The sequence below is a fragment of the Biostraticola tofi genome, assembly GCF_004343195.1.
GTDB classification, from domain to species: domain Bacteria; phylum Pseudomonadota; class Gammaproteobacteria; order Enterobacterales; family Enterobacteriaceae; genus Biostraticola; species Biostraticola tofi.
The window spans coordinates 82,413-106,063 of the sequence record NZ_SMCR01000004.1; the positions used below are offsets into that span (position 1 = coordinate 82,413).

At 56.1% G+C, this 23,651-nt stretch carries 21 protein-coding genes and 2 pseudogenes; 13 read left to right on the forward strand and 10 right to left on the reverse strand.

Annotation, left to right across the window (positions count from 1 at the left end):
• Positions 1-274: 274 nt before the first annotated feature.
• The 4 genes from xylF (at position 275) to darC (ending at position 5,565) form a co-directional block, all read left to right on the forward strand.
• Positions 275-1,270 (forward strand): D-xylose ABC transporter substrate-binding protein, encoded by a 996-nt coding sequence (xylF, locus tag EDC52_RS10195; RefSeq protein ID WP_131865226.1) that lies wholly within the window; start codon positions 275-277, stop codon positions 1,268-1,270.
• Between the two features lie 76 nt (positions 1,271-1,346).
• Positions 1,347-2,891 (forward strand): xylose ABC transporter ATP-binding protein, encoded by a 1,545-nt coding sequence (locus EDC52_RS10200; RefSeq protein WP_131865227.1) that lies wholly within the window; start codon positions 1,347-1,349, stop codon positions 2,889-2,891.
• Positions 2,869-4,038 carry a xylose ABC transporter permease XylH gene (xylH, locus tag EDC52_RS10205; protein WP_131865228.1) on the forward strand — a complete coding sequence of 390 codons (1,170 nt, stop codon included), beginning with the start codon at positions 2,869-2,871 and terminating at the stop codon, positions 4,036-4,038. Before EDC52_RS10200 ends, xylH begins: the two co-directional genes overlap by 23 nt.
• A gap of 273 nt (positions 4,039-4,311) precedes the next feature.
• Entirely contained in the window at positions 4,312-5,565 is a 1,254-nt protein-coding gene (gene darC / locus EDC52_RS10210) for a darobactin export ABC transporter periplasmic adaptor subunit (protein WP_131865229.1), read from the forward strand.
• 89 nt (positions 5,566-5,654) lie between these two features.
• On the opposite strand, the gene dmsD is transcribed toward darC, so the two are convergent.
• The 4 genes from dmsD to EDC52_RS10230 are packed head-to-tail and all read right to left on the reverse strand — an operon-like array spanning position 5,655 to position 10,251.
• Positions 5,655-6,260: a Tat proofreading chaperone DmsD gene (gene dmsD, locus EDC52_RS10215; protein ID WP_131865230.1), complete on the reverse strand. Its 606-nt coding sequence runs from the start codon at positions 6,258-6,260 to the stop codon at positions 5,655-5,657.
• 44 nt (positions 6,261-6,304) lie between these two features.
• Complete coding sequence (locus EDC52_RS10220; protein WP_131865231.1) at positions 6,305-7,165, reverse strand: DmsC/YnfH family molybdoenzyme membrane anchor subunit; 861 nt, start codon at positions 7,163-7,165, stop codon at positions 6,305-6,307.
• Position 7,166: 1 nt separating this feature from the next.
• Positions 7,167-7,784: a DMSO/selenate family reductase complex B subunit gene (locus EDC52_RS10225; RefSeq protein ID WP_131865232.1), complete on the reverse strand. Its 618-nt coding sequence runs from the start codon at positions 7,782-7,784 to the stop codon at positions 7,167-7,169.
• A 10-nt stretch (positions 7,785-7,794) separates the two neighbouring features.
• Positions 7,795-10,251, reverse strand: coding sequence for a DmsA/YnfE/YnfF family dimethyl sulfoxide reductase (locus EDC52_RS10230; RefSeq protein ID WP_131865233.1), 2,457 nt, complete (start codon positions 10,249-10,251; stop codon positions 7,795-7,797).
• A gap of 352 nt (positions 10,252-10,603) precedes the next feature.
• On the opposite strand from EDC52_RS10230, the gene umuD reads away from it, so the two are divergent.
• The 3 genes from umuD (at position 10,604) to EDC52_RS10245 (ending at position 12,925) form a co-directional block, all read left to right on the forward strand.
• Positions 10,604-11,023, forward strand: coding sequence for a translesion error-prone DNA polymerase V autoproteolytic subunit (umuD, locus tag EDC52_RS10235; protein WP_196237755.1), 420 nt, complete (start codon positions 10,604-10,606; stop codon positions 11,021-11,023).
• A gap of 2 nt (positions 11,024-11,025) precedes the next feature.
• Positions 11,026-12,294, forward strand: coding sequence for a translesion error-prone DNA polymerase V subunit UmuC (umuC, locus tag EDC52_RS10240; RefSeq protein WP_131865499.1), 1,269 nt, complete (start codon positions 11,026-11,028; stop codon positions 12,292-12,294).
• Positions 12,295-12,445: 151 nt separating this feature from the next.
• On the forward strand, positions 12,446-12,925 hold the full coding sequence (locus EDC52_RS10245) for a GNAT family N-acetyltransferase (RefSeq protein ID WP_131865235.1): 480 nt from the start codon (positions 12,446-12,448) through the stop codon (positions 12,923-12,925).
• A 189-nt stretch (positions 12,926-13,114) separates the two neighbouring features.
• Here the strand turns inward: EDC52_RS10245 and phoA are convergent, their stop codons facing one another.
• Positions 13,115-14,500 (reverse strand): alkaline phosphatase, encoded by a 1,386-nt coding sequence (gene phoA / locus EDC52_RS10250; RefSeq protein WP_131865500.1) that lies wholly within the window; start codon positions 14,498-14,500, stop codon positions 13,115-13,117.
• Positions 14,501-14,854: 354 nt separating this feature from the next.
• Between phoA and EDC52_RS10255 the strand changes: the two genes are divergently transcribed.
• The 4 genes from EDC52_RS10255 (at position 14,855) to EDC52_RS10270 (ending at position 18,328) form a co-directional block, all read left to right on the forward strand.
• Positions 14,855-15,130, forward strand: a complete 276-nt coding sequence (locus EDC52_RS10255) for a helix-turn-helix domain-containing protein (protein WP_131865236.1) — start codon at positions 14,855-14,857, stop codon at positions 15,128-15,130.
• Positions 15,131-15,246: 116 nt separating this feature from the next.
• Positions 15,247-16,008: an endonuclease/exonuclease/phosphatase family protein gene (locus EDC52_RS10260; RefSeq protein WP_131865501.1), complete on the forward strand. Its 762-nt coding sequence runs from the start codon at positions 15,247-15,249 to the stop codon at positions 16,006-16,008.
• Entirely contained in the window at positions 16,005-17,255 is a 1,251-nt protein-coding gene (clsB, locus tag EDC52_RS10265; RefSeq protein WP_131865237.1) for a cardiolipin synthase ClsB, read from the forward strand. Before EDC52_RS10260 ends, clsB begins: the two co-directional genes overlap by 4 nt.
• Positions 17,252-18,328, forward strand: a complete 1,077-nt coding sequence (locus tag EDC52_RS10270) for a lysylphosphatidylglycerol synthase domain-containing protein (RefSeq protein WP_131865238.1) — start codon at positions 17,252-17,254, stop codon at positions 18,326-18,328. The genes clsB and EDC52_RS10270 overlap by 4 nt, the downstream gene beginning before the upstream one ends.
• A gap of 47 nt (positions 18,329-18,375) precedes the next feature.
• On the opposite strand, the gene EDC52_RS10275 is transcribed toward EDC52_RS10270, so the two are convergent.
• Together EDC52_RS10275 and EDC52_RS19965 are read right to left on the reverse strand one after the other, a co-directional pair.
• Positions 18,376-19,257: a PhzF family phenazine biosynthesis protein gene (locus tag EDC52_RS10275; protein ID WP_131865239.1), complete on the reverse strand. Its 882-nt coding sequence runs from the start codon at positions 19,255-19,257 to the stop codon at positions 18,376-18,378.
• Between the two features lie 228 nt (positions 19,258-19,485).
• A complete protein-coding gene (locus EDC52_RS19965; RefSeq protein WP_196237756.1) occupies positions 19,486-19,782 on the reverse strand; it encodes a hypothetical protein in 297 nt (98 codons plus the stop codon).
• Positions 19,783-20,250: 468 nt separating this feature from the next.
• On the opposite strand from EDC52_RS19965, the gene EDC52_RS10285 reads away from it, so the two are divergent.
• The gene (locus EDC52_RS10285) at positions 20,251-20,892 is read left to right on the forward strand and encodes a TetR/AcrR family transcriptional regulator (protein ID WP_131865240.1); all 642 of its coding nucleotides are present in this window, start codon (positions 20,251-20,253) and stop codon (positions 20,890-20,892) included.
• 221 nt (positions 20,893-21,113) lie between these two features.
• Here EDC52_RS10285 and bhsA read toward each other — a convergent pair whose 3' ends face one another.
• The gene (gene bhsA, locus EDC52_RS10290) at positions 21,114-21,371 is read right to left on the reverse strand and encodes a multiple stress resistance protein BhsA (protein ID WP_131865241.1); all 258 of its coding nucleotides are present in this window, start codon (positions 21,369-21,371) and stop codon (positions 21,114-21,116) included.
• Positions 21,372-21,740: 369 nt separating this feature from the next.
• On the opposite strand from bhsA, the gene EDC52_RS10295 reads away from it, so the two are divergent.
• On the forward strand, positions 21,741-22,382 hold the full coding sequence (locus EDC52_RS10295) for a TetR/AcrR family transcriptional regulator (RefSeq protein WP_131865242.1): 642 nt from the start codon (positions 21,741-21,743) through the stop codon (positions 22,380-22,382).
• A gap of 19 nt (positions 22,383-22,401) precedes the next feature.
• Here the strand turns inward: EDC52_RS10295 and EDC52_RS20325 are convergent.
• Together EDC52_RS20325 and EDC52_RS20330 are read right to left on the reverse strand one after the other, a co-directional pair.
• A pseudogene (locus EDC52_RS20325) lies at positions 22,402-22,941 on the reverse strand (efflux RND transporter permease subunit); the annotation flags it as partial.
• 132 nt (positions 22,942-23,073) lie between these two features.
• A pseudogene (locus EDC52_RS20330) lies at positions 23,074-23,388 on the reverse strand (HlyD family efflux transporter periplasmic adaptor subunit); the annotation flags it as partial.
• Positions 23,389-23,651 lie beyond the last annotated feature (263 nt).

Here is a 23,651-nt window from a genome sequence, read left to right on the forward strand (position 1 = left end):
GGCGCGATCACATGGCAGCAGCGGATTAGCGTTGGCAAACGGTGGCGACAAAATAAGGCATAGCTCACAGAACCTGCATTTCAGTTAAATATCGTAATCGCATTGTGAAAATTTGCAATTGCTGCAATTTATTTTCGCCCTCAATACTACGGAGGCAAAATACAGACAGCCATAACCCTACACCTTCCTTATTAGATAAATGTTGAATCATAATCCTGTTAGTACATATCCGGTGGCTGAAATACCGGTGCTATAAGTCACTTAAGGAATTAACATGAAACTGAAAACCTTCTTACTTTCTGTTTGTGCAACGCTTGTGCTGGTAAGCCATCCCGGAATGTCCAAGCAAGTCAAAATCGGCATGGCGGTTGACGATTTGCGCCTTGAACGCTGGCAAAAAGACCGCGATATTTTCGTCGCCAAAGCCCAATCGCTGGGTGCCGACGTTTTTGTCCAGTCGGCTAACGGTAATGAAGAAACGCAGATGTCACAGGTTGAAAATATGATCAACCGCGGCGTCGATGTACTGGTCATTATTCCCTATAACGGGCAAGTATTAAGTAATGTTATTGCTGAGGCCAAGCGGGAAGGTATCAAGGTATTGGCTTATGATCGGATGATCAATAATGCCGATGTGGATTTTTATATCTCCTTTGATAATGAAAAAGTCGGTGAGCTGCAGGCGCAGAGCATCGTCAGCCGGGTTCCCCAAGGTAACTATTTTCTGATGGGCGGTTCGCCGGTTGATAACAACGCCAAACTGTTCCGCGCCGGACAGATGAATGTGCTTAAACCCCTTATCGACAGCGGCAAAATTAAAGTCGTGGGCGACCAATGGGCCGATGGCTGGTTACCTGAAAATGCGTTGAAAATCATGGAAAATGCGTTGACTGCCAACAGCAACAACATTGATGCGGTGGTGGCCTCCAACGATGCCACCGCCGGCGGCGCCATTCAGGCGTTGGCGGCCCAGGGATTGGCGGGTAAAGTCGCCATCTCCGGCCAGGATGCCGACCTGGCCGCGATCAAACGCATTGAACAGGGTACCCAGACCATGACGGTCTATAAGCCTATCAAGCAGTTGGCGACCCAGGCAGCCGAGATCGCGGTTGAGCTGGGCAATGGCAAACAGCCTGCGTCCAATGCCAAGCTGAATAACGGCCTGAAGGATATCCCCGCCTATCTGCTTACGCCGGTTTCGGTGGATAAAAGCAATATCGACAGCACGGTGATTGCCGACGGTTTCCATAGCAAAGCGGACCTCAAATAGGCTGCGCCGACTGAATAAAGCCGATTGATGAGCAGTGCCGGGTTGCGTGACCGCAGCCCGGCAACGGAGGTTTGGCATGGCGTCCATATTGCTTGAAATGAAACACATCACCAAACAGTTCGGCCAGGTAAAGGCGGTAGACAATGTGTCTATTGCCATCGCTGCCGGTCAGGTGCTGTCATTGTGCGGCGAAAACGGCTCGGGCAAATCCACCCTGATGAAAGTGCTGTCCGGCGTCTACCCGTCAGGGACCTTTCAAGGCGAGATCATCTTCGGCGGCGAACCGCTGCTCGCGCAAGGTATCAGGGATACCGAACAGAAAGGCATCGCCATCATCCATCAGGAATTGGCGCTGGTTAAACAGATGACGGTGCTTGAGAATATTTTCCTCGGCGCTGAATGGGGTCAATACGGTGTTATGGATGATGACAATATGTACCTGCGCTGCCAGCGCATGCTGGCGCAGGTTAAACTGGATATCAGTCCCGACACGGTGGTCGGTGAACTGGGCCTCGGCCAGCAGCAACTGGTTGAAATCGCCAAAGCGCTTAATAAACAGGTTCGGCTGCTGATCCTTGATGAGCCGACGGCGTCGCTCACCGAAAGCGAAACCGCCATTCTACTGGATATCGTCGATGATTTGCGTAACCACGATATCGCCTGCATCTATATCTCCCACAAACTGAACGAAGTGATGGCGATCTCCGATGTTATCAGCGTCATCCGCGATGGTCGGCATATCGGCACCCGTAATGCCGCCGATCTCAGCGAAGAAGCGCTGATTACCATGATGGTCGGACGCGAGCTGACCGAACTCTATCCTCATCAGCCTCACACCCTGGGCGAAGAAATCCTTCGGGTGGAGGGACTGACGGCCTGGCATCCCGTCAACCAGCATATCAAGCGGGTCAATAACGCCAGTTTCTCCCTGCACAAGGGCGAGATTCTCGGGGTGGCCGGGCTGGTCGGCTCCGGGCGCACCGAAATGGTCCAGTGTCTGTTCGGCAGTTACCACGGCCGCTGGGAAGGCAACATCACCCTCAAGGGCCGACCGGTCCGCTTTGAACACTGCCGGCAGGCGATGGCCGAGGGGATTGCCATGGTGCCGGAAGATCGTAAAAAAGACGGTATCGTACCGGTGATGGCGGTCGGATCCAATATTACCCTGGCTGCGCTTGGCCAGTTCAGCGGGGCGTTGAGCATACTGGATGAAGCCGCCGAACAGGCGGCCATCCGCGATGCCATCCTGCGGCTGAGGGTGAAAACCTCGTCTCCCGAGCTGGCCATCGGCCGTCTCAGCGGCGGCAACCAGCAAAAGGCGATCCTGGCCAGATGCCTGTTGCTTAACCCGGACATTCTGATCCTGGATGAACCGACCCGCGGCATTGATATCGGCGCCAAGCAGGAAATCTATCTGTTGATTAATCAATTGGTGCAGCAGGGTATCGCGGTGATCGTGGTGTCCTCTGAACTGCCCGAGGTGCTGGGCATCAGCGACCGGGTGTTGGCGATGCATCAGGGGGCTATCAAAGCCGATCTTATCAATAGCGACCTGACCCAGGAACAGGTCATGGAAGCGGCGCTCAGGAGTGACCACCATGTCGAAAATTCTTCGGTCTGACACCAAAGCCTCCGCCGCCGGCGGCAAGCTTAAAACAATGAATCTGCAGGTGTTTGTCATGCTGGCTGCTATCGTCGCCATCATGCTGTTTTTTACCCTTACTACTGAGGGGTCCTATCTTAGCGCACGCAATATTTCTAACCTGCTGCGTCAGACCGCCATTACCGGCATCCTGGCGGTCGGCATGGTGTTTGTCATTATCAGTGCCGAAATCGATCTTTCCGTCGGCTCGATGATGGGGCTATTGGGCGGCGTGGCGGCGATATTTGATGTCTGGCTAGGCTGGCCGCTGCCGCTGACCATCGCAGTGACGCTGGCGTTGGGTATGCTGCTCGGGGCCTGGAATGGCTGGTGGGTAGCTTACCGTAAGGTGCCTTCGTTTATTGTGACACTGGCAGGCATGCTGGCGTTTCGCGGTATTCTTATCGGTCTGACCAACGGCACCACTATATCCCCTACTTCAGCGGCGATGTCGCAGATTGGCCAGAGCTATCTGCCGGGCGGCGTCGGTTTTGGCATCGGCGTTGTCGGTCTGGCGCTGTTCGTCGGCCTGCAGTGGCGACGCCGTGCCAAACGCCTGCGGCTGGGGCTGGCCGTGCCGACGCCTGTCGGTAATATCACGCGTCAGGCGATGACCGCCATTCTGGTGCTGGCGGCTATTTACCTGCTTAATGACTATCGCGGGGTGCCGACGCCGGTACTGATGCTGGTGGCGCTGATGCTGGCGGGACTGTTTATGGCGACGCGCACCGCTTTCGGCCGTCGTATATATGCCATCGGCGGCAATATTGATGCCGCCCGGCTGTCCGGGGTTAATGTGGAGCGTACCAAGCTGGCGGTTTTTGCCATCAATGGTCTGATGGTCGCCATCGCCGGCCTCATCCTCAGTTCCCGCCTTGGGGCCGGATCTCCCTCGGCGGGCAATATCGCCGAGCTGGACGCCATTGCGGCTTGCGTTATCGGCGGCACCAGCCTGGCCGGCGGTATCGGCAGCGTGGCCGGCGCGGTGATGGGGGCATTTATCATGGCCTCGCTGGATAATGGCATGAGCATGCTGGATGTGCCGACCTTCTGGCAGTACATCGTCAAGGGGAGCATCCTGCTGCTGGCGGTGTGGATGGATACCGCCACTAAAAAGCGGGTATGACCGGCGGGTCCGCGGCCTGTACGGCTCCGGCTGGATGGATGGCTCAGGCTGGATAAATGCAGGATCTGGAGCGCTATTAATCGGCAAGAATGGCCTTTAAACAGCAGGTTAAGTTGTATCTGTTAATTACTCATTACCTTGACAGTATCAATGTCGGCTAAATAAGATCACTAAAAGCAGCGCCGACAGGGGTCATGCCAACCTGCATCTTCGTCAAGGTGACTCCGGCGACCGTGTTTGACCCCAAGGGTATGGCAGGGAAAACCGGTGGACATGAATATCTCGAAAATGGTGCGCCGGTTAGCCGGAAAAAAACGCCCGCTGTTGCCGGCGGCATTGCTGGCGGTCGGCTTTTGCGGCTGGCTGTGTTTTTACCTGCTGTTCAACCGCACCGTTACCCTTCCCCGGTCACAGGCGCAGGTCCATACGGTGGTGCGCGGCCCTTACCTGGAAACGCTGGTTTCGCGCGCCATCGCCATTCCGCACCAAAGCGTCATCCTGTCCTCGGCCCGGGGAGGGAAGGTCACCGATATTTACACGGCACCGTCGGCTGAAGTGAAACGGGGCGACGTGATTGTGCGCTTATCCAACTATGACTTCGTGCTGGAGGTGACCTCGCGCATTGCCGCCGCGACCGAACAAATCAATAACCTGCATAACATGCGCCTACTGCTGGAACGCGACAGCCGTGATACCCGGCTTGAACTGCAGAAATCCGCCTACAATCTGCTCAGGCTATCCAAGGATGTCGATCGCAACCGGCATCTTTATGACAACTCCATTATTGAAAAAGTGACCTTTGAAAAGCTGGTGGATGAGTCTGAGCATTGGCGAAAGACCAGCGCCATTTTGCTGGAACACCACGCCAAACAAAGCAGCATGCTGCCGATACAGATGCGGGAAATCGACGAGTCAGTCAATCAACTGATGCATCTGGTGGACCTTATCAAGGAGGGCCTGTCACAGTTGGAGATTGTCTCGCCGATCGACGGTGTTATTTCATCGCTGGATATCAAAATGGGCCAGCAAATCAAACCGGGCGAAAAAATAGCCCTGGTGGACAATCTGAACGACTACTATTTTGAAGCCTATTTCAGTGAGTTTTATCTGGATAATTTTATTCCGCCGGAGCGAGTTACCGCCCGCATCGGCGAGCGGCAGATTCCCCTGGTGATTCACTCGGTACTGCCGGTGGTGGAGAAGGGAAAGTTCAAAGCGATGCTTAAGCCGGTCAAGGGCGAAAAAATGACGCTTAAACGGGGCCAGTCGCTGGATGTGGAAATGTCCATGGCCCTGGGCCGGGATGCGCTGGTGATCCCGACCGCGGCGCTGTTCAGTGTTCAGGGCCGCAACTATGTCTACCTCTATCAGCGGCAAAGCCAGCAGGCGCTGCGCACGCCGGTCACAATCAAGCGCCGCGGAAGGTTACATTCAGAGGTTGCGGCCGGTCTGCGGGCCGGCCAGCAGGTGATGACCTTCAGCGGCAATGACGATCTGTCCAACGCGCCGATTATTCGCCTGCGTTAGCCAGAACGGCCGCTGCAGCTGTGCCGACCGCCGCTCAGCAATACACCTGCGTTAGCCAGACCGGCCGCTGCAGCTGTGCCGACCGTCGCTCAGCAATACAGCCTGGACGAACAGGGTTCGGCCCGACACCGTTGCCGCCAGTCGGCAAGCGTTGCCTGCGCCAATTGCGCGACGCCCTGATAGAAGGGATGGTCGGCGCCAGCCTCCAGCAGGGTAAGATAACGTCCGGCCCAGGGCAGCAGATGCTGCTCGAGCAGCACAGCCAGCGCTTCGGTGTCGTTTTCCGCCAGCCAGGCCGCCAGCATCAGCAGTAAGCCAATGTGATCTTCCGGCTCGGTAGGCGGCGACAGGGCGGCTATCCCCTGCTGATGCAGCCACTGACGCAGCGCCAGCGTCGATTCGCCGAACAGTACGCTTTCCCGGTCCAGGTAGACCGATCCCCACGGCGGGGCGGGCAGCGCATCGGGGCCGATAAACAGCTGCTGATAGGCCATCGCCAACTGTTGCCGCCAGGTCGAGTCAAGTCCCTGGCGTATCAGTCCGACAGTGGATTCGGATATTGATACTGGCCAGTCGGCAGCCCAGTCTGATTTAGCCAGTGCTTCCAGCAAGGCGACGTTATGCTGCGAGAATGGCGGATGATAAAGCAGGGAACCTAGCGTCCGGCCGGTAAAAGCGATAGCGGTATCGGTCATGACCCCTCCACGGGAATACGCCGGGGGCGGCCCCGGGTTAGCGTTTAGCCGGCGACTGCCATGCCGACGGTCATATGCAGGCCGTAGAACACGCCGCGACCGATAAGTTCGCCGGCCAGCACCAGCACCATACCCAGCATCAAGCCCGCCGGCGCCGGCGTCCGATCGCGTATTATGGGTATCAACCAGCAGGCCAGCCCCAGCGACAGCAGCACTATCCTGCCGGCCATCAGCAGACCATAGTCTGGGACCAGCGCCGAAGCCTGCTGTACCGAGCTTTGGATCCCGGCTAGCGTACTGGCCTGCATGACCACCACCACCAGGCTTGCCAGCACGGCGATAACGCTGACCCAGGGCAGGTATCGCCAGCCAGGGCCGCTGACGCCGGCAGATTGCAGCAGCAGGTAGCCCAGCAGCGGACCGCCGATAAATACCGTCAGGATAAAGCCCAGCGGCGTATAGGCATTGGCCCAGGTGGGTACCGTGTCGATAAAATACACCCGTCCCATGGCATACAGAAACAGCAGCCCGGACAAGGCTATCGCCACCAGCCACAGTTTATCCAGCGCCCGCGGCATCCTGTTGAGCACTGCCAGCAGCCAGTAAAGACCGCCGAGGGCGAAAAACAGCGATCCGGCGGCGATTTCATTGCTGAGCGCCGATGCCCCGAGGCGATTCAGTGCATTCATCGCGCGCAGCGGCGATCCCAGGTGCATCATCGAGGCGATGAAGCCCAGCCCCATCAACAGCCAGAGATAGAACATCGCGCGCTGCACCCGGCGGATATGTTCAGCGCCGAGGTGGCCGGCCAGCAACAGCATCGCCATCACCAGATAGCCGCCGATAACGCATTGACCGGCGACGGTAAAAAACATCAACGGCCATTCATGCCATCCGTTGCCCATGTTACACCTCCCGCGGATTGGCCAGATGGCCGCTGGTATCACCGGCCGGGCGACTGTTGGCGTTCGGCCTGATGACAATATTAGGGCGAGTAAAATGCGCCGCCGGCAGCGGGGCAATCGCCGCCTGTTGACCGTATTTTTCCCGCAGCTCGGCAATCGGCGCCAGATCCAGCGCCCGCAGCGGACAGGATTCAACGCAGATCGGTTTCTGCCCGACGCCGACGCGCTCGTAGCAGCCGTCGCATTTGGTCATATGCCCCTTGGCTTTATCGAACTGCGGCGCACCGTAAGGACAGGCCATATGGCAGTAGCCGCAACCGATGCATATCGCTTCATCTACCACCACAAAGCCATCCGCGCGTTTGTGCATCGCCCCGCTGGGGCATACTTTGGCGCAGGCCGGATCATCGCAATGATTACAGGCAATGGAGAGGTAATAGGCGAATACATTCTGATGGTAGCCGTCGCCATCCTGCAGCCAGTGACCACCGGCGTATTCATAAATCCGGCGATAGCTGACGTCCGGGCCCAGATTTTTGTAATCTTTACAGGCCAGCTCGCAGGTCTTGCAGCCGGTACAGCGCTGTGAATCGATATAAAATCCGTATTGGGTACTCATCTATTCCCCCTCATACTTTCTCAATCTGAATCAGATTGGTGTGTTGCGGATTGCCTTTCGCCAAGGGGGAAGGGCGTTGCGTCGTCAGCGTATTGATGCAGCCGCCATGATCGATTTTATCGCCGGCCATATCGGCCTGATGCCAGGCGCCCTGGCCTATCGCCGTCACGCCCGGCAGGATACGCGGCGTCACTTTGGCGGCGATGCGCACTTCGCCCCGATCGTTGAACACCCGCACCGTGTCGCCGTTTTTTATCCGGCGGGAAGCGGCATCAATCGGGTTAATCCACACTTCCTGCGGGCAGGCGGCGCTGAGCACATCGATATTGCCGTAGCTGGAGTGGGTACGCGCTTTGTAATGGAAACCGGATAACTGCAGGGGAAAACGCTGGCGTAACGGATCGTCCCAGCCTTCAAAGGTTGGGGCGTAAATCGGCAGGGCGCTGATGGACTCATCCGCCTGCAATTGCCAACTGGCAGCGATCTCGGCGAGGGCGGCCGAATAAATCTCTATTTTGCCGGACGGTGTCTTCAGCGGATTGGCCTGCGGATCGTCACGAAACGCTTTATAGGCGACAAAATGGCCATCAGGATCCTGGCGCTTATAGATGCCTTGCGCTTTCAATTGTTCATAGGCGGGGAGCTGTGCATCTTTGGCCTGCATTTTGGCATACAGATACTGCAGCCACTGCTCTTGGGTCCGGCCTTCGGTAAATTTCTGCTCGATGTCCGGTCCCAGACGCTTTGCAATGCCGCTCAGTATCTGATAAATGGAGCGGCGTTCAAATTTAGGCGTTGTCGCTGGCTGGCCGAAAATCAGATAGCCCATATTGGCGGCATAGTCGTTGGGGACGATATCCTCCTGTTCGGTGGTCATCAGATCCGGCAGCAGGATGTCGGCGTATTTGGCTGAGGAGGTCATGAAATTCTCAATGACCACGATCATTTCACAGTCCTTATCGTTTTGCAGGATGCGATGGGTCCGATTGATATCGGAATGCTGATTGACCAGCGTATTGCCGGCATAATTCCAGAGGAACTTGATCGGCACATCCAGCTTGTCTTTGCCTTTAACGCCGTCTTTGAGGGCGGTCATTTCCCGTCCGCGATAGATCGCATCTGTCCACATAAAGACCGGGATCTGAGTTTTGACCGGGTTGTCGCCCAACGGCATCCGTTCGATGGTCATGGTATAGGTCGACTCGCGGGCGCCGCTGTTGCCGCCGTTTACCCCGACATTGCCGGTCAGGATCGGCAGCATGGCGATGGCGCGCGCGGTCTGCTCGCCATTGGCATGGCGCTGCGGGCCCCAGCCCTGGCAGATATAGGCCGGTTTGGTGCTGCCGATTTCCCGCGCCAGCGTAATGATGCGGCGGCGGGGAATACCGGTGATTTTTTCCGCCCATTCTGGCGTCTTGGCAATGCCATCACTGCCTTGGCCAAGGATCCAGGCTTTATAGTGGCCGTTGGCCGGCGCGCTGGCGGGCAGCGTTTTTTCGTCGTAGCCGACGCAGTAGCTATCCAGAAACGCCTGATCGACCAGATCCTCGGTTATCATCACCCAGGCCAGGGCCGATACCAGCGCGGCGTCGGTGCCTGGCCGAATCGGGATCCATTCATCCTCGCGGCCAGCGGCAGTATCGGTATAGCGTGGATCAATCACGATCATCCTGGCGTTTGAACGCTCCCGGGCCTGTTCCAGATGATAGGTGATACCCGCGCCGCTCATCCGGGTTTCGGCCGGATTATTGCCGAACATCACCACCAGTCTGGTATTGACGATATCCGAGGTACTGTTGCCTTCGTTACTGCCGTAGGTGTAAGGCATCGCCGCGCTGATTTGTGCGGTACTGTAGGTGCCGTAATTGCGTAAAAAGCCGCCATAGCAGTTCATCAGTCGGGAAACCAGCGAGCCGGAAGAGGAAGAGCGAACAAAATTGGCGCCGGTGGCGCCGGAACCATAATGAATATCCACCGCTTCGTTACCGTATTCTTTGACGATACGCTTCAGGTTATCGCTGACGATGTCCAGCGCTTCGTCCCAACTGATGCGCTGGAATTTGCCTTCACCGCGCGCGCCTACCCGCTTCATGGGGTAGTTGAGCCGGTCCGGATGGTTCATCCGCCGACGCATTGAACGTCCGCGCAGGCAGGCGCGTACCTGATGATCGCCATACTGGTCCGATCCGGTATTGTCGGTTTCGACCCAATAGACCTCATTATTGCGGACGTGTAACCGCAGAGCACAGCGGCTGCCGCAGTTAACCGAACACATGCTCCAGACCACTTTATCGGCCTCACTACCGGTGCCGGTACTGCCAGCCGCGGCTGCCTGCGCGAAACGAAAAGGCAGATCAAACGCCTGGCTGGCCAGCAGTAAGCCGCCTGCCGCTACACCGCCTTTGACCAGGCCCCGGCGACTGATTCCCGGTGTCTCTGCCGCTGCTGCCGCTGATTTATTTTTCATGGGTCACCCACTGACATTGCTCAAAAAAGAATCGAAGCGGTATATCCTGTTGCTTTCTAATTATTAGCTTGATATCCGTTGAGCCAGTGTGGGTATAAACGCCGTTCTGAAACTTGTCCCTGAACAATTTTTTGCCGATCCGCCGGTTCTTGATGGTCGAAAATGTGATCCTGCTGCGCATAAAGACCGAAAAGGCTGAACTATGGGCGCGGCAAACCTGGGGATTGAGCCGAAATTTAACCTTCGCCAAATCAATTACCTGACTAATAAGCCTCCTACTATGGCTTCACAAGCTTAAAAGTTAATGCTTATACTGTATAAAAATACAGTTATAAGAGTCAGGCAGGTAGGTATGAAATTTTATCGCGCAGCAGAAGAGATCGTCCGGCTACCCTTACCGTTTTATATTGATCGGGTGGCCGCCGGTTTTCCCAGCCCGGCACAGGATTATGTGGAAAACGCTATTGATCTCAATGAAATATGCGTACGGCATCCGGCGAGTACCTATTTTGTCCGGGTCAGCGGGGACTCGATGATCGAGGGCAATATCCAGGAGGGTGATGTGCTGATCGTCGATTGCTCGCTAAAACCCCAGCATGGCAATATCGTTATTGCTTCACTGGACGGTGCCTTCACTGTCAAGCGCCTGCAGCTTACCCCGCGTATTCAGCTGTTGCCGATGAATCCGACCTATTCGCCCATTCAGCTTAATCCCGAAGAGCTGATGGAAATATTTGGCGTGGTCACCTATATCATCCATGCGGCGCTGTGAACATGTACGCGCTGGTGGATGTGAATTCCTTTTACGCCTCTTGCGAAACGGTGTTCAGGCCAGACCTTCGCGGCAGGCCGGTAGTGGTATTAAGTAATAACGACGGCTGTGTCATCGCCCGCTCGGCGGAGGCCAAAAAGCTCGGTATCAATATGGCCGAACCCTATTTCAAATTGCGCGGGCTGCTTGAACGCCACGGGGTGGTGGTGTTTTCCAGTAATTATGCGCTGTATGCCGATATGTCGATGCGGGTCATGACGCTGCTTGAGGAGATGGCGCCGGCCATCGAAATCTACAGCATCGATGAAGCTTTTCTCAACTTGACCGGGATCGATAACTGCGTGTCCCTGGAACAATTTGGCCGCGAGGTTCGCCAGCGCATCGCCCAATGCACCAAGCTGGGCGTCGGGGTCGGGATCGCGCCGACCAAGACGTTGGCCAAGCTGGCTAATCATGCCGCTAAAAAATGGTCCCGCACCGGCGGCGTGGTCGATCTCAGCAATCCGCTGCGGCAGCGAAAACTGCTGGCATTGACCGCGGTCGAGGATGTCTGGGGCGTGGGACGCCGGCTGGGTAAACGGCTTGGCGCCATGGGCATCACCACCGCCATTCAGCTGGCCGATGCCGATACGGCCTTTATCCGCAACAATTTTAGCGTGGTACTGGAACGCACCGTCAGGGAACTGCGTGGCGAAGCTTGCCTGGCTATCGAAGCGTTGCCGGCGACCAAGCAGCAGATTGTCTCTAGCCGCAGCTTCAGCCACCGGATCAGCGACTACCAGGCGATGCGCGAAGCGGTATGCTCTTATGCCTCGCGCGCGGCCGAGAAACTGCGGACTGAGAAACAGTATTGCCGGCAGGTATCGGTGTTTATCCGCACCAGCCCGCACGACACCGCCAGCAAATATTATGCTAACCAGGCGACCAGCCGCATCCCGATCCCTACCCAGGATACCCGCGACATTATCGCGCTCGCCCTGCACGGCCTGGAACGTATTTGGCAGCCGGACCAGCGCTACATCAAGGCCGGCATCGTATTGGGGGATTTTTTCAACCATGGTGTGGCGCAGCCCGGCCTGTTCGACGAGTTCAGGCCGCGAGCCAACAGCGACTCGCTGATGACCCTATTGGACACCTATAACCGTTCCGGCCGCGGAAAAATCTGGTTCGCCGGACAAGGGGTTAATCAGGATTGGAAAATGAAGCGCGAGATGCTGTCGCCGGCCTATACCACGCGATATAACGAGTGCCCGGTGGCTAACTTACGGTAATCTATGCATAATGTGCACATCTGCAAAGATGTTGTTAGGTCTGATTGCCAAGTGCACAGGGCAGGGGCTTCCGGTCGCCAGGGCTTACCGGCAGTATTGGCCGGCTCGGTCTTTATAAAGGAATGTGAGATTCCTTAATTAAGGAGTATGTATGGTGAAATTAAGGGATATGCGCGACGTAGAGTTTCCTGCCTACCGTCGGCTGTTTATTGATGAATATGCCCAGGATCTGGCGGCCACGCGCGGCTATGGCGCGGAAGATGCCAGGGCCCGGGCGACCGAATCGATTGACGGCAGTCTGTCGGCCGGGGTGCGCACTGCCGCCAACCGACTGTGGTGTATTGTGCCGGCGGGCGAAGAGCAACCGGTTATCGGTTACCTCTGGATAGTGGTAAAGGATCAGGCGGCCTGGGTGGCTGATTTCTGCCTGTTGCCTGAGTGGCGCGGTCGTGGCTTTGGCCGCGCTGCGCTGGGCGAAATGGACAGGCTGTTGGCGGCAATGGGCATTAACGAGGTCGGTCTGCGGGTGGCGGCGGGTAATGGGTCGGCCAAGGCCCTGTATGAAAAATGCGGCTTTCACATTACCGGTTTCAATATGTCTCGCTCTCTGGCGACCCTAAAGGTTGATTGACCGGCTGTTTGCCCGAACCGATATTTTGCCGGCACGGCTGATAACACGCTGCTGCTGGTCATAAACGCGACTTCGGCCAAAACATCGCTTCACGTCATGCTCCGCGCCCGGTAATCCGCTGCTGCCGATAAACCGCCGCCCCGGATCGCCGGGAACGGCGTGCTCGGCATACCTTTCTCTGTTTATTGCCTACTTCAGCCCTAACGCATTGCGCATGGTATAGAACAGGTCTGTCTGATCGGTCAGGCCCAGAACATTGCCTGCATGGGGACCATAGGCGGCAATACGCAGCTGAGAGCCGGTATGTTCCTGGGAATCTTCTTCCGAGTTACCGTAGCTGATGCCCATGACTGCGCCGTCTTTAGTGGTCAATGCCTGGGTCAGGCCCGGCGCTTTGGCATCGGCGGCGACAATCTGGCTGGAGTGGGCATGGTCGGCGGTGACGATCACCAGCGTATTGCCGTCTGCCCGGGCGAATTCCAACGCTTTCTGAACCGCCTCATCCAGATCCACCGTTTCGCCGAACTGGCCGCACGGGTTGGCTGCATGATCCTGCTTATCAATCGACGCGCCCTCTACCTGCAGGAAGAAACCGTTAGGATGGCTTTTCAGCAGGCTGATGGCTTTTTCCGTCATCGCCGCAAGCGTCGGAATGCCGGCGCCGCGCTGAGGATTATCGGTACAGACGACCGGCGGCTTATCAATATTGCCGTGATAGCTGGCTTTCGGTCCCTGCCAGCGTACCGGCATATTGCCTGGGGAAAAAAGTCCGAGCAGCGGTTTGTCCTGATTGGCCTCGGTAATGGCATTCAGCCCATTCAGGTCGCTGACCAACTGATAGCCTCTTTCCTGCGCCTGGCGGCTCAAGGTCTTGCCCTGCCAGTTTCCGGCCTTGGCGGTTTCATCGAAGGTTTTGGCGCCGCCGCCGAGCGTGACATCGGCCCGGCTTTCAAGCAACTGTTCAGTGATCGATCCACGTCCCTGGTTTTCCAACGCCTGGGTCGGACAGGTCTGGCTGGTGACGTCCGGTCCATAGCATTTACGTGAGCTGACATGCGCGACCAACGCAGCCGGGGTGGCGTCCTGCAGCTCAGCGGTCGATACGTTGCCGGTTGCCTTGCCGGCGGCCTTGGCCAGCTCCAGGATAGTGACGTGATCCTTGCCGTAGACGTCAACGCCCAGGGCGCCGTTATAGGTTTTTACGCCGGTGGTCCAGGCGGTAGCGGACGCCGCTGAATCGGTAACATAGTCGGGCTTGCGGGTCTTTTTATCCAGCGCATAGTGGGTGTACTGACCGGTTAACGGCAGGGCATCCAGGCCTTTGAAGTAGTTTCCCGCCCCTACCGCATAGTTACGCGCGGCAGTAATTTCCGAGTCACCCATGCCGTCGCCTATAAGTAGGATCACATTCTTGGCCGGCTGTTTAGTCAGCAGCGTCTTCAATGCATCGGTTTGATCCAGCTGCAGACGGCGTGCGCCACCGGGCTGGGTGATATCACCCTGGGCGGCGCGCTGGAACATGGCGTCGGACACAGCGGACGGGGCTGTCTGTGCAACCACGGAACCGGTGGTCATCAGGGCGGCAGCCAGCCCCAGAGAGATGGCGGAACGGCGAGCAAATGGCATCAATGAAATCTCCTTATTCAAAAAACGAAAAACGAACGCAGCGGTTGTTATCGGGCGAGTTTACCGGTGCCGAATGAAGGATTTATGACAATCAAGCCCCGTGGGCACTCCCTCAATACTGAACCGTTTCGTGCCCGGCCCATACAGTATAAATGCTGTTGTAACAGCGGCCTGAAGATGACTGATTAACTGATGGCCGGCCGGCAGATTGATGCACTCGCGCTACACCGGCTGGCGGAGTTGTGCCTCTGGGGCTACGATAATAAGCACATCAATTATTAATGCGATTTAAGGAATGCCTGCATGACGACACTGGCTGACATCGCTGTCATGTTAAAAACTGCGCGCCGCCATGCCGGACTGTCACAGGAAGTCCTGGCCCAGCGCGCCGGCGTGGCGCGTTCGACCGTCGCCCGGATGGAAAACCTGGCGAACGGCGATATGAGTGTCTCGGTGCTGGTTCGCCTGCTGGATGCGGCCGGAGTAGACCTCCATTCTGCGCCGCGCGGGCCGCGTTCTCTTGAGACGTTTTTGAATAAACATCGGCGCAGACCGGCTGGTGGAGAGCAAAACCCGTAATGGGAAAAACCGTCATTATCAGGACAAGCCGGCTCACCGGCGGATTTTACAGTTAACTTCAGGGGTTCAGCACCATGCTTCGAACTGACTACCATGAAAAAAAGGATGTATCAGGCATGCCGGACACCGGACAGGAATTTTCTTTCAAGGTACTGACCATCAATACCCATAAGGGGTTTGCCGCGTTCAATCGTCGCTTTATCCTGCCCGAGCTGCGGGATGCGGTACGCACTGTAGGCCCTGACGTGGTCTTCTTACAGGAAGTGTTGGGGACTCACGAGAAGCACTCCCAGCGGTTTGAAAACTGGCCGGTAGTGCCGCAATACGAATTTCTGGCCGATACCATGTGGGCTGATTTTGCCTATGGCCGCAATGCGGTCTACCCTGACGGTGATCATGGCAATGCGCTGCTGTCGCGCTTCCCTATCACCCTGCACCAGAATCTTGACGTCTCGGTGGAAGGAACGGAAAAACGCGGCATGTTGCACTGTGTGCTGGAAGTGCCGGGCCGATCCCTGTCGCTGCATATGATCTGCGTTCATCTGGGGCTACGTGAAGCCCACCGGCATGAGCAGATGCTGCAGATGAGCCGCTTTATCGAGACCCTGCCGGCCGATGCGCCGTTGGTGGTCGCCGGTGATTTCAACGACTGGCGGTTACGCGCCAATGACATACTGCATAAAGAAGCCGGGCTGGAAGAAGTGTTTACCAAGACCCAGGGGCGCCCGGCCCGCACTTTTCCAGCTCGCTTTCCTTTGTTGCGGCTGGACCGCATTTATGTACGCAATGCGCGTATCAGCGAACCGACCTCACTGGCTAACCAGCCGTGGTCGAAGCTTTCCGATCATGCGCCCCTGGCCGTGGAGATTCATCTATGAAGATGGAATGGCGTGATGGCAACCGGATTACGTTGCTGGAGAACGGCGAGGCATTTTTCCCGCGGGTTAATGAGCTGATTGGCCAGGCCCAGAAGGAGGTGCTGATTGAAACGTTTATCCTGTTTGAGGATGAGGTCGGTAAAAACCTGCGCCGCGTGCTTATCGACGCAGCCGAACGTGGCGTCAGGGTCGAGGTGACGGTAGATGGCTATGGATCGCCGGACTTGTCTGAAGAATTCGTCAGCGGCATGGTAAGCGCCGGCGTTCGCTTTCGCTATTACGATCCCCGCCCGGCGTTTATGGGAATGCGTACCAATTTGTTCAGACGGCTGCATCGCAAAATTGTGGTGGTAGACGCGACTATCGCCCTGGTCGGCGGCATCAATTTCTCTGATGAACATATGAGCAGCTACGGCCCGCAGGCCAAGCAGGACTACGCCGTCGAAGTCGCTGGACCGGTGGTGGACGACATTCACCGCTTTACCCTGCAGGCGCTTTATAGCGAAGATGAACATCGCAGCTGGTGGGGACGCGGGCGCCGTTCGCGCCGGCCGGCCCATAACCAACAGCCGGGTGATGCCCAGGCGCTGTTTGTTTACCGCGATAATGACCAGCACGACACCGATATCGAACGGCACTACCTGGATATGCTGCGCAGCGCCAAGAAAGAAGTGATCATCGCCAACGCGTACTTTTTTCCCGGTTATCGCCTGTTGAAAGAGATGCGCAATGCTGCCCGGCGCGGCGTCAGGGTAGTACTGATTGTCCAGGGCGAGCCGGATATGCCGATCGTTCAGGTGGGTGCCCGCATGCTGTATAATTACCTGGTGCCGGAAGGGGTCGAAATCTATGAGTATTGCCGTCGTCCGCTGCACGGCAAGGTGGCGACCATGGATGATTACTGGGCTACGGTCGGATCCAGTAATCTGGATCCGCTGAGCCTGGCGCTTAACCTGGAATCTAATCTGATCATCCATGATCGCACCTTCAACCAGGAGTTGCGGAATAACCTTAACGGCCTGATTGAGCGCGACTGTCAATTGGTGGATGAGAGCCGGGTTCCGAAACGAACCTACTGGCACTTAGCGAAAACCGTGCTGGTGTTCCATTTCCTACGCCACTTCCCCGCCTGGGTTGGATGGCTGCCGGCCCATACTCCCAAACTGTCCCTGGTCGCGCCGCCGGTACAGCCTGAACTGGAAACCCAGGATCGGGCCGAGCCTGAAAATGAAGGTGCCAAATCATGACCCGTACCAGGAAAACCCGTAACCGTGGCCCGGAAAGCAAAAAACACCGGATATGGTCGGCAGCCAAAAAGGTGCTGACGGCGCTGTTTTTTATCGGCGTGGTGGTCCTGCTGGCGGTTTATGCCCGCCGGGTAGACTGGGATGATGTCGCCCAGTCCATTACCAGCTATAGCTGGCAGGCGCTGATGGCGGTTATCGGTCTGGTGGTGTTGAGTTATCTGTTTTATGGCGCCTATGACTTGATCGGCCGGGCCTATTGCGGCCATAAGCTGGCCAAGCATCAGGTGATGCTGGTGTCATTTATCTGTTATGCATTTACGCTAACGCTCAGCACCTGGATCGGTGGCATAGGCATGCGCTACCGACTGTACTCCCGGCTGGGGCTGCCTAACAGTTCCATTACCAAAGTATTTAGCTTGAGTATCGCCACCAATTGGCTGGGATATATTCTGCTCAGTGGCGGCATCTGTGCGTTCGGCGTTATCAAGCTGCCGGCTAACTGGGGCATCGGTGAAGTCGCTTTACGGCTGACCGGCGCCGGCCTGCTGGTATTTATCGCCGCATATCTATGGCTATGTACCTTTTCCCGGCGTCGCCGCTGGAGCATCAAAGGACAGAAGCTGGTGCTGCCTTCACTGCGCATGGCCTGTACCCAGCTGCTGGTGTCCTGCGCCAACTGGCTGACCATGGCGGGCATCATTTATATTCTGCTGGGCGATAAAGTGGATTTCCCCCTGGTAGTAGGGGTGCTGCTGGTCAGCAGTATTGCCGGAGTTATTGTGCATATCCCGGCGGGTATCGGTGTGCTGGAAGCGGTGTTCGTTGCGATGCTGCGCGGCGAAGACCTGACGCATGGCTCGATCATCGCCGCCCTGCTGGCCTATCGGGCGGTCTATTTTATCGCTCCGCTGCTGCTGGCGATTGTGCTCTATCTGGGCCTTGAGAGCCGGGCTAAAGCGCTGCGTGAGCGAAATGAGCGTAAAGCTGCTGACGAAGCGGCTACCTCACCTGATGAACAGAAAACGCCGGCACCGGAAGACGCTGTCCTGCCTGATGGCGGTAAAGCCTCCTGATTACAGGGCCTGCTGAAATTGATAGGGGACTGCTGACGGGTCTTGGGTTACAGGTGCAAATGGCCATCGATAAGGGTGACCGATTGTCCGCCGATCCAGGGTTCCCCGTTGATGAACTCAAGGCTTATTCGACCATGACGTTTAAGGGCAGTGCCTTGCCTAACCTGGTAAGATCCGGCAAACACCGGATCATCCGGGAATCCCTGAGCCTGGAGCAGACGCGCCAGACAAGCGTTAGCGCTGCCGGTCACCGGGTCCTCCACCAATTGTCCGTTCTCAACCACAAAGGCCCTGATTTCATAATCAGCCGGCCCGGTGGGGCGATGACGGCTATAGAGGGTCAGGCCGTTGGCCTCGCAGCGCGTCAGCAAAGATGCCAGCGAGTCACGATCCGGCATGGCGGTCAGGCAGGCTTCGACACTGTCTACCCTGACCAGCAGCCAGCGTATTCCCATATCCACCACCACCGGCGGACAGAAGCCAAAGGCGGTCGATTTGCCGACCGCTTGTGCAAGCAGCGGGTAGTAACTTTCGTTAACCGCCACGATTTCAGCCGCCGGAGCATGAAACGCCAGCCAGCCTTTGCGGGCAAGGCTGATGGCGACGTTGCCGACGCCGCACTGCTGGATAAGGCGATCGGCGTTTTTAGGCCGAAAACCGGTTTCAAGCATGGCATGAGCAGTGCCCAGCGTAGGGTGGCCGGCGAAAGGCAACTCTCCGCCAGGCGAAAAAATACGCAGTTGGTAGTCAGCGCCCGGATCGGTCGGAGGCAGCACGAAGGTCGTTTCAGATAAATTAGTCCAGCGAGCGATCGCCTGCATTTGGGGTTCCGACAAACCGTCAGCATCGATAACCACCGCCAGCGGATTGCCGCACAGGGGGGTATCGGTAAACACATCAACCTGTTTAAAGCGGCGCAATTCAGTCATGACTTACCTTTTGTTACCTGAAGGCGTAGGCGTAAAGGGAGATTCTGTCGTTATTTACTCGGTACTGCAAGCATTTGACCGGTGGTTGCAGTGTCTGCGGTGTCTTCAGTGGACATTTTCGCCGTGATAGTACTCTTCAAAGGAAAGGGGATCGCTTTATATTATAATTGGTGGTGTTTTAAGTGGTGGTGTTTTAAGTGATGATGTTTGCAAAGAGAATTTATTCTTTTATAAAAGCGCTTTTCTGCAGTCGTAAACGTGGATGCGATTATTCAGATGGATTGCCGGCATTATACTTGCGCCCAATGACGCAGGTATAATGCCGGCAGGAAATTGCGGGTCGTAACTGAATGGATTAGGGATGGCCGCCCGGGCCACCGCCCCCACCGCTGCTATAACCACCGCCCCCACCGCTGCTATAACCACCGCCCCCACCGCTGCTATAACCACCGCCCCCACCGCTGCTATAACCACCGCCCCCACCACCGCTATAACCACCACTACCACCATGGCCGCCACCACCATGCCCACCGCCAGGAGGGGGCCACAGGCAACCGCTCAGCGCTGCGCTTAACAGGATAATACCGACAAAGGCGATAAGGCGTCGCATAAATACTCTCCAGATAATTTATTAAACTACAGTTAATGATTCCCTGGAAAGCCTATCTGGGTCAATAAGCCAAACAGTAAAGGAAACGTAAAAACAGAACCGGTATTTACATTTGTTCATGATCGATGCTGTTATATTTTTAATTTGATGTGGTAAAGGAAAATATATAAGAAAATGACTAAATAAAGATGCGCCATTTATATCTTGCGGATGGGAATATAACGGCAGCCAAGCCTGATAATACCCACAACGCACCGGCCGGCGAGTCCTGCCGGCCAGGGCAATGTAAAGTCGGATAAGTTGCTCGACACCTCGGGCACGATTTTTTATAATGAACATTAATATATCTATGGCGTTTCCCATTCGGCTCTTTAGGGGTTCCTATGTGTTCTGAATCAGTTGCCAGTCTTCGTAAAGGCCGTGGGCGGCCCAAACAATTTGACCGTGAGGTTGCGCTGGATAAAGCGCTGGATTTGTTCTGGCGTCATGGTTATGAAGCGACGTCGCTGGCGGATCTGGTTGAAGCCACTGGCGCTAAGGCGCCGACGCTATACGCTGAGTTCGGCAATAAAGAGGGCCTGTTCAAGGCGGCCGCCGAGCGCTATGTCACCAAATTTGCTGAAAAAGGCAAAACGTTGCTGATGCAACCGGACCGCAGTGTCTCCCAGGCCATTGAAGATTACTTCAGATCGGTTGCCTCAATGTTTACCGATAAAAGCCTGCCCTCCGGCTGCTTTATCATTTGTACTTCTGCCGCGCTCTCCGCCTCATCTGAGGACGTAGCCCAGATACTGCGCGCCCGCCATCATTTGCAGGAACATACCCTACGCGATTTTTTGCTGTCCCGACAGCAGCAGGGCGAACTGGCGGCTGATAGCGATATCGTGCTACTGGCAAAATTTCTCGCCTGTACCCTGCAGGGGATGTCGGTTCAGGCCAGAGACGGGGCATCGGCCGCTGATCTGGACGGCATCGTTACCACCTTGATGGCCTTATGGCCGACCCTCAGCGGCACCCGCGCCTGAATCTCGTACACAAAAGCGGCGTCGGCACCTGAATCCGGTGCAGAAAAGCGGCACCCGCGCCTGAATCTCGTGCACAAAAGCGGCCCCCGCGCCTGAATCTCGTACACAAAAGCGGCGTCGGCACCTGAATCCGGTGCACAAAAAAGCCTGCCGGGTTATCCCGGCAGGCATTGGGTTCTGGCCTGCTAATCTGGCCGGGTGCAGCCCCGGTCTTCGGTCGATTACTGATAAATTACCGCAGTACCGTGCAGGTTATTCTGACCTGAGGTAGAGGTAATCTGGAAAGATTTGGCACCTGATTGAGTGGCTTTAGCGGCCAGCTGGCTTTCCAGCGAACTCAGATTAGAACCGGCACTGGCGTTAATGACGCCCACTTTCTGCTGGCCGGCAGGTACTGAGGTCACTAAATCAGCGGCAAAACTACCAAAAGACAGGGCACTCAGGGCGATGGCGGCAACAGCATATTTTACGTTTTTCATAATGTTTACTCTCGTTTAATAAGTTATGTTCTTAGTGAAAACGTTATTAGTTAACGTTCGATAACTAAATACTAGTCTTAACTGTGACGTCGATCAACTCTTTTTGTTATCAATCATTAATTTAATAAGTATTACGCTGATATATATAGAATTATTTCTTTGCTGCCGAATCTGGCCCACTAAAGATAATGCGCCTCAGGTAGGTAGCAGACCTGATCCGATACCCGGGCTGACTCCCGCCTTTTAAGGGTGCTCGGGCAAACGCTCCGTCATGGCAACGGGTGACGTTCCAATTCGGTGCAAAAGCCCTTGTAATTATTTTAATGATCACTAATTATATAGCTATGAAGTCATTAACAAGGCAACACTATGAGCACTGAACATGTGACATGCGCCAGGAAAGGGCGGGGACGGCCGAAGCAATTCGACCGTGATGACGCCTTGGACAAGGCGCTGGACCTGTTCTGGCGTCACGGCTATGAAGCCACTTCGTTGGCGGAGTTAGTAGAGGCTACCGGGGCCAAGGCACCGACGCTGTATGCTGAATTTGGTAATAAAGAAGGACTGTTTCGGGCGGCGGTGGAGCGCTATGTCACCCAATTTGCCGAACGCGATGCCAGCCTGCTGACCGATCCCAACCGCAGCCTGCCTCAGGCGCTGGGTGACTTTTTTCGCGCCACGGCGGCGATGTTTACCGATAAAGAACTGCCCAGCGGCTGTTTTATTACCTGTACTACCGCTGCTTTCAACGGTGGCAAGGAGCCACAGGCTGATGCATTAAGCTCTTGCCACCACCTGCAGGAAAACATGCTGATAAAGTTTCTGGCCCTCAGGCAGCAGCGCGGTGAGTTTGAAAACACCATCGATATCGGCGCTCTGGCTAAATTTCTGACCTGCTTTTTGCAGGGTATGTCGGTGCAGGCCAGAGATGGCACCAGCTGCGCCGATCTGGACCAGGTAACCGACCGTCTTATCGCCCTCTGGCCGGCATTGCTGCAGAGCGCCGGCTAACGGGAGGCGGTGGCTGTTAGCCAGCCTCCGCCGAGGGCAGGGTGGATAATATGGTCAGTGGATGGATATAGCTTTCATAAAGCATGCCCAGCACGATATACACGGCCGCCAGGGCGGCGAGAATCAGCCAGGGTATGGTGGCAGTAAGCGCGGAAAACGTTTTGGCAGTGCCCTCGAACCCGGTCTGAATGGTATTGGGCAGGCCGATATTCGCCATGGCGTGCTTTATCACCTGCCGGGCTTTATCCAAAGAGACGTCATCCGCCAGATTGAAGTCAATGGTGCTGGTGGCGGATTGCCCCTGATGGGCAACCGATAACGGTGTATTGGCTCCGCGCAGGCGGGTAAAAGCGGGTAGCGGCACTGCGCTTCCCTGGTTGTTGACCACCTGCAGATCGTCGAGCACCGACGGATCGGCGGTAAAATTGGCATCCAGCGACATGACCACATGATAGTGGTTGAGAGTTTTATACCGGGTGGCTATCTGGCGCTGGCTGAATGCGTTATTCAGCCACTGGTCCAGCATGTTGGCCCCTGCCTTGCGCTCGACGGTATTATCGGGCCTTATCACATAGACAAAGGCGCCATCGCTGCTGAGCTGCATGGCCTGCGCCGGTAGCACCGTCGCTTGGGTGAGGATTAAAGTCTGCAGCCTGGCATTGACGAACTGGTTCGGGTAGAGATGGTCATCCTGATTATCGAACACCGCTTTAAGCTTGATGCTGCCGGTGTTGCTGTCGATTTCGTTGCTGACAAAGTTGAGTTTGCCTTCCGACAGCACGGTCTTGCCATCTTCTGCGATGGCGGTGACCGGTAACGTTTTCGATTGATGCAGGGCACTGAGGATGGTCTGCAGGTTCGCCTGCGGCACGCTGAACGTCAAGGCAATCGGCTGAGTCTGGGTGATAGTCACAATCCCGGTGGTATCACTGCTGTGCACCATATTGCCCGGATCAATCAGGCGCAGCCCGGCCCGGCCGCTGTGCACCGGAGTCGCTCCGCCCATGACGAGGTTGCCCGGGGGGGAGATCCTCCGGCACTGCCGTCGTGAGCACTGTCGGTGGTAAAATGAATAACCCGCAAGACGATAAGCAGTACGGGTACCAGCAGCAGGAATACGTTGCGCCACTTAATGGTTCGGCGAGAATGGTTTGGCATAGGTTACGAAGAAGCCGGTTGTAAAATGTGGTGGTAATGATGCATCAGAATATAGTCATATTCGACGAAACACTGTAAGTGTTTCGTCAAAAACCGTTTCAGTTCACGTAG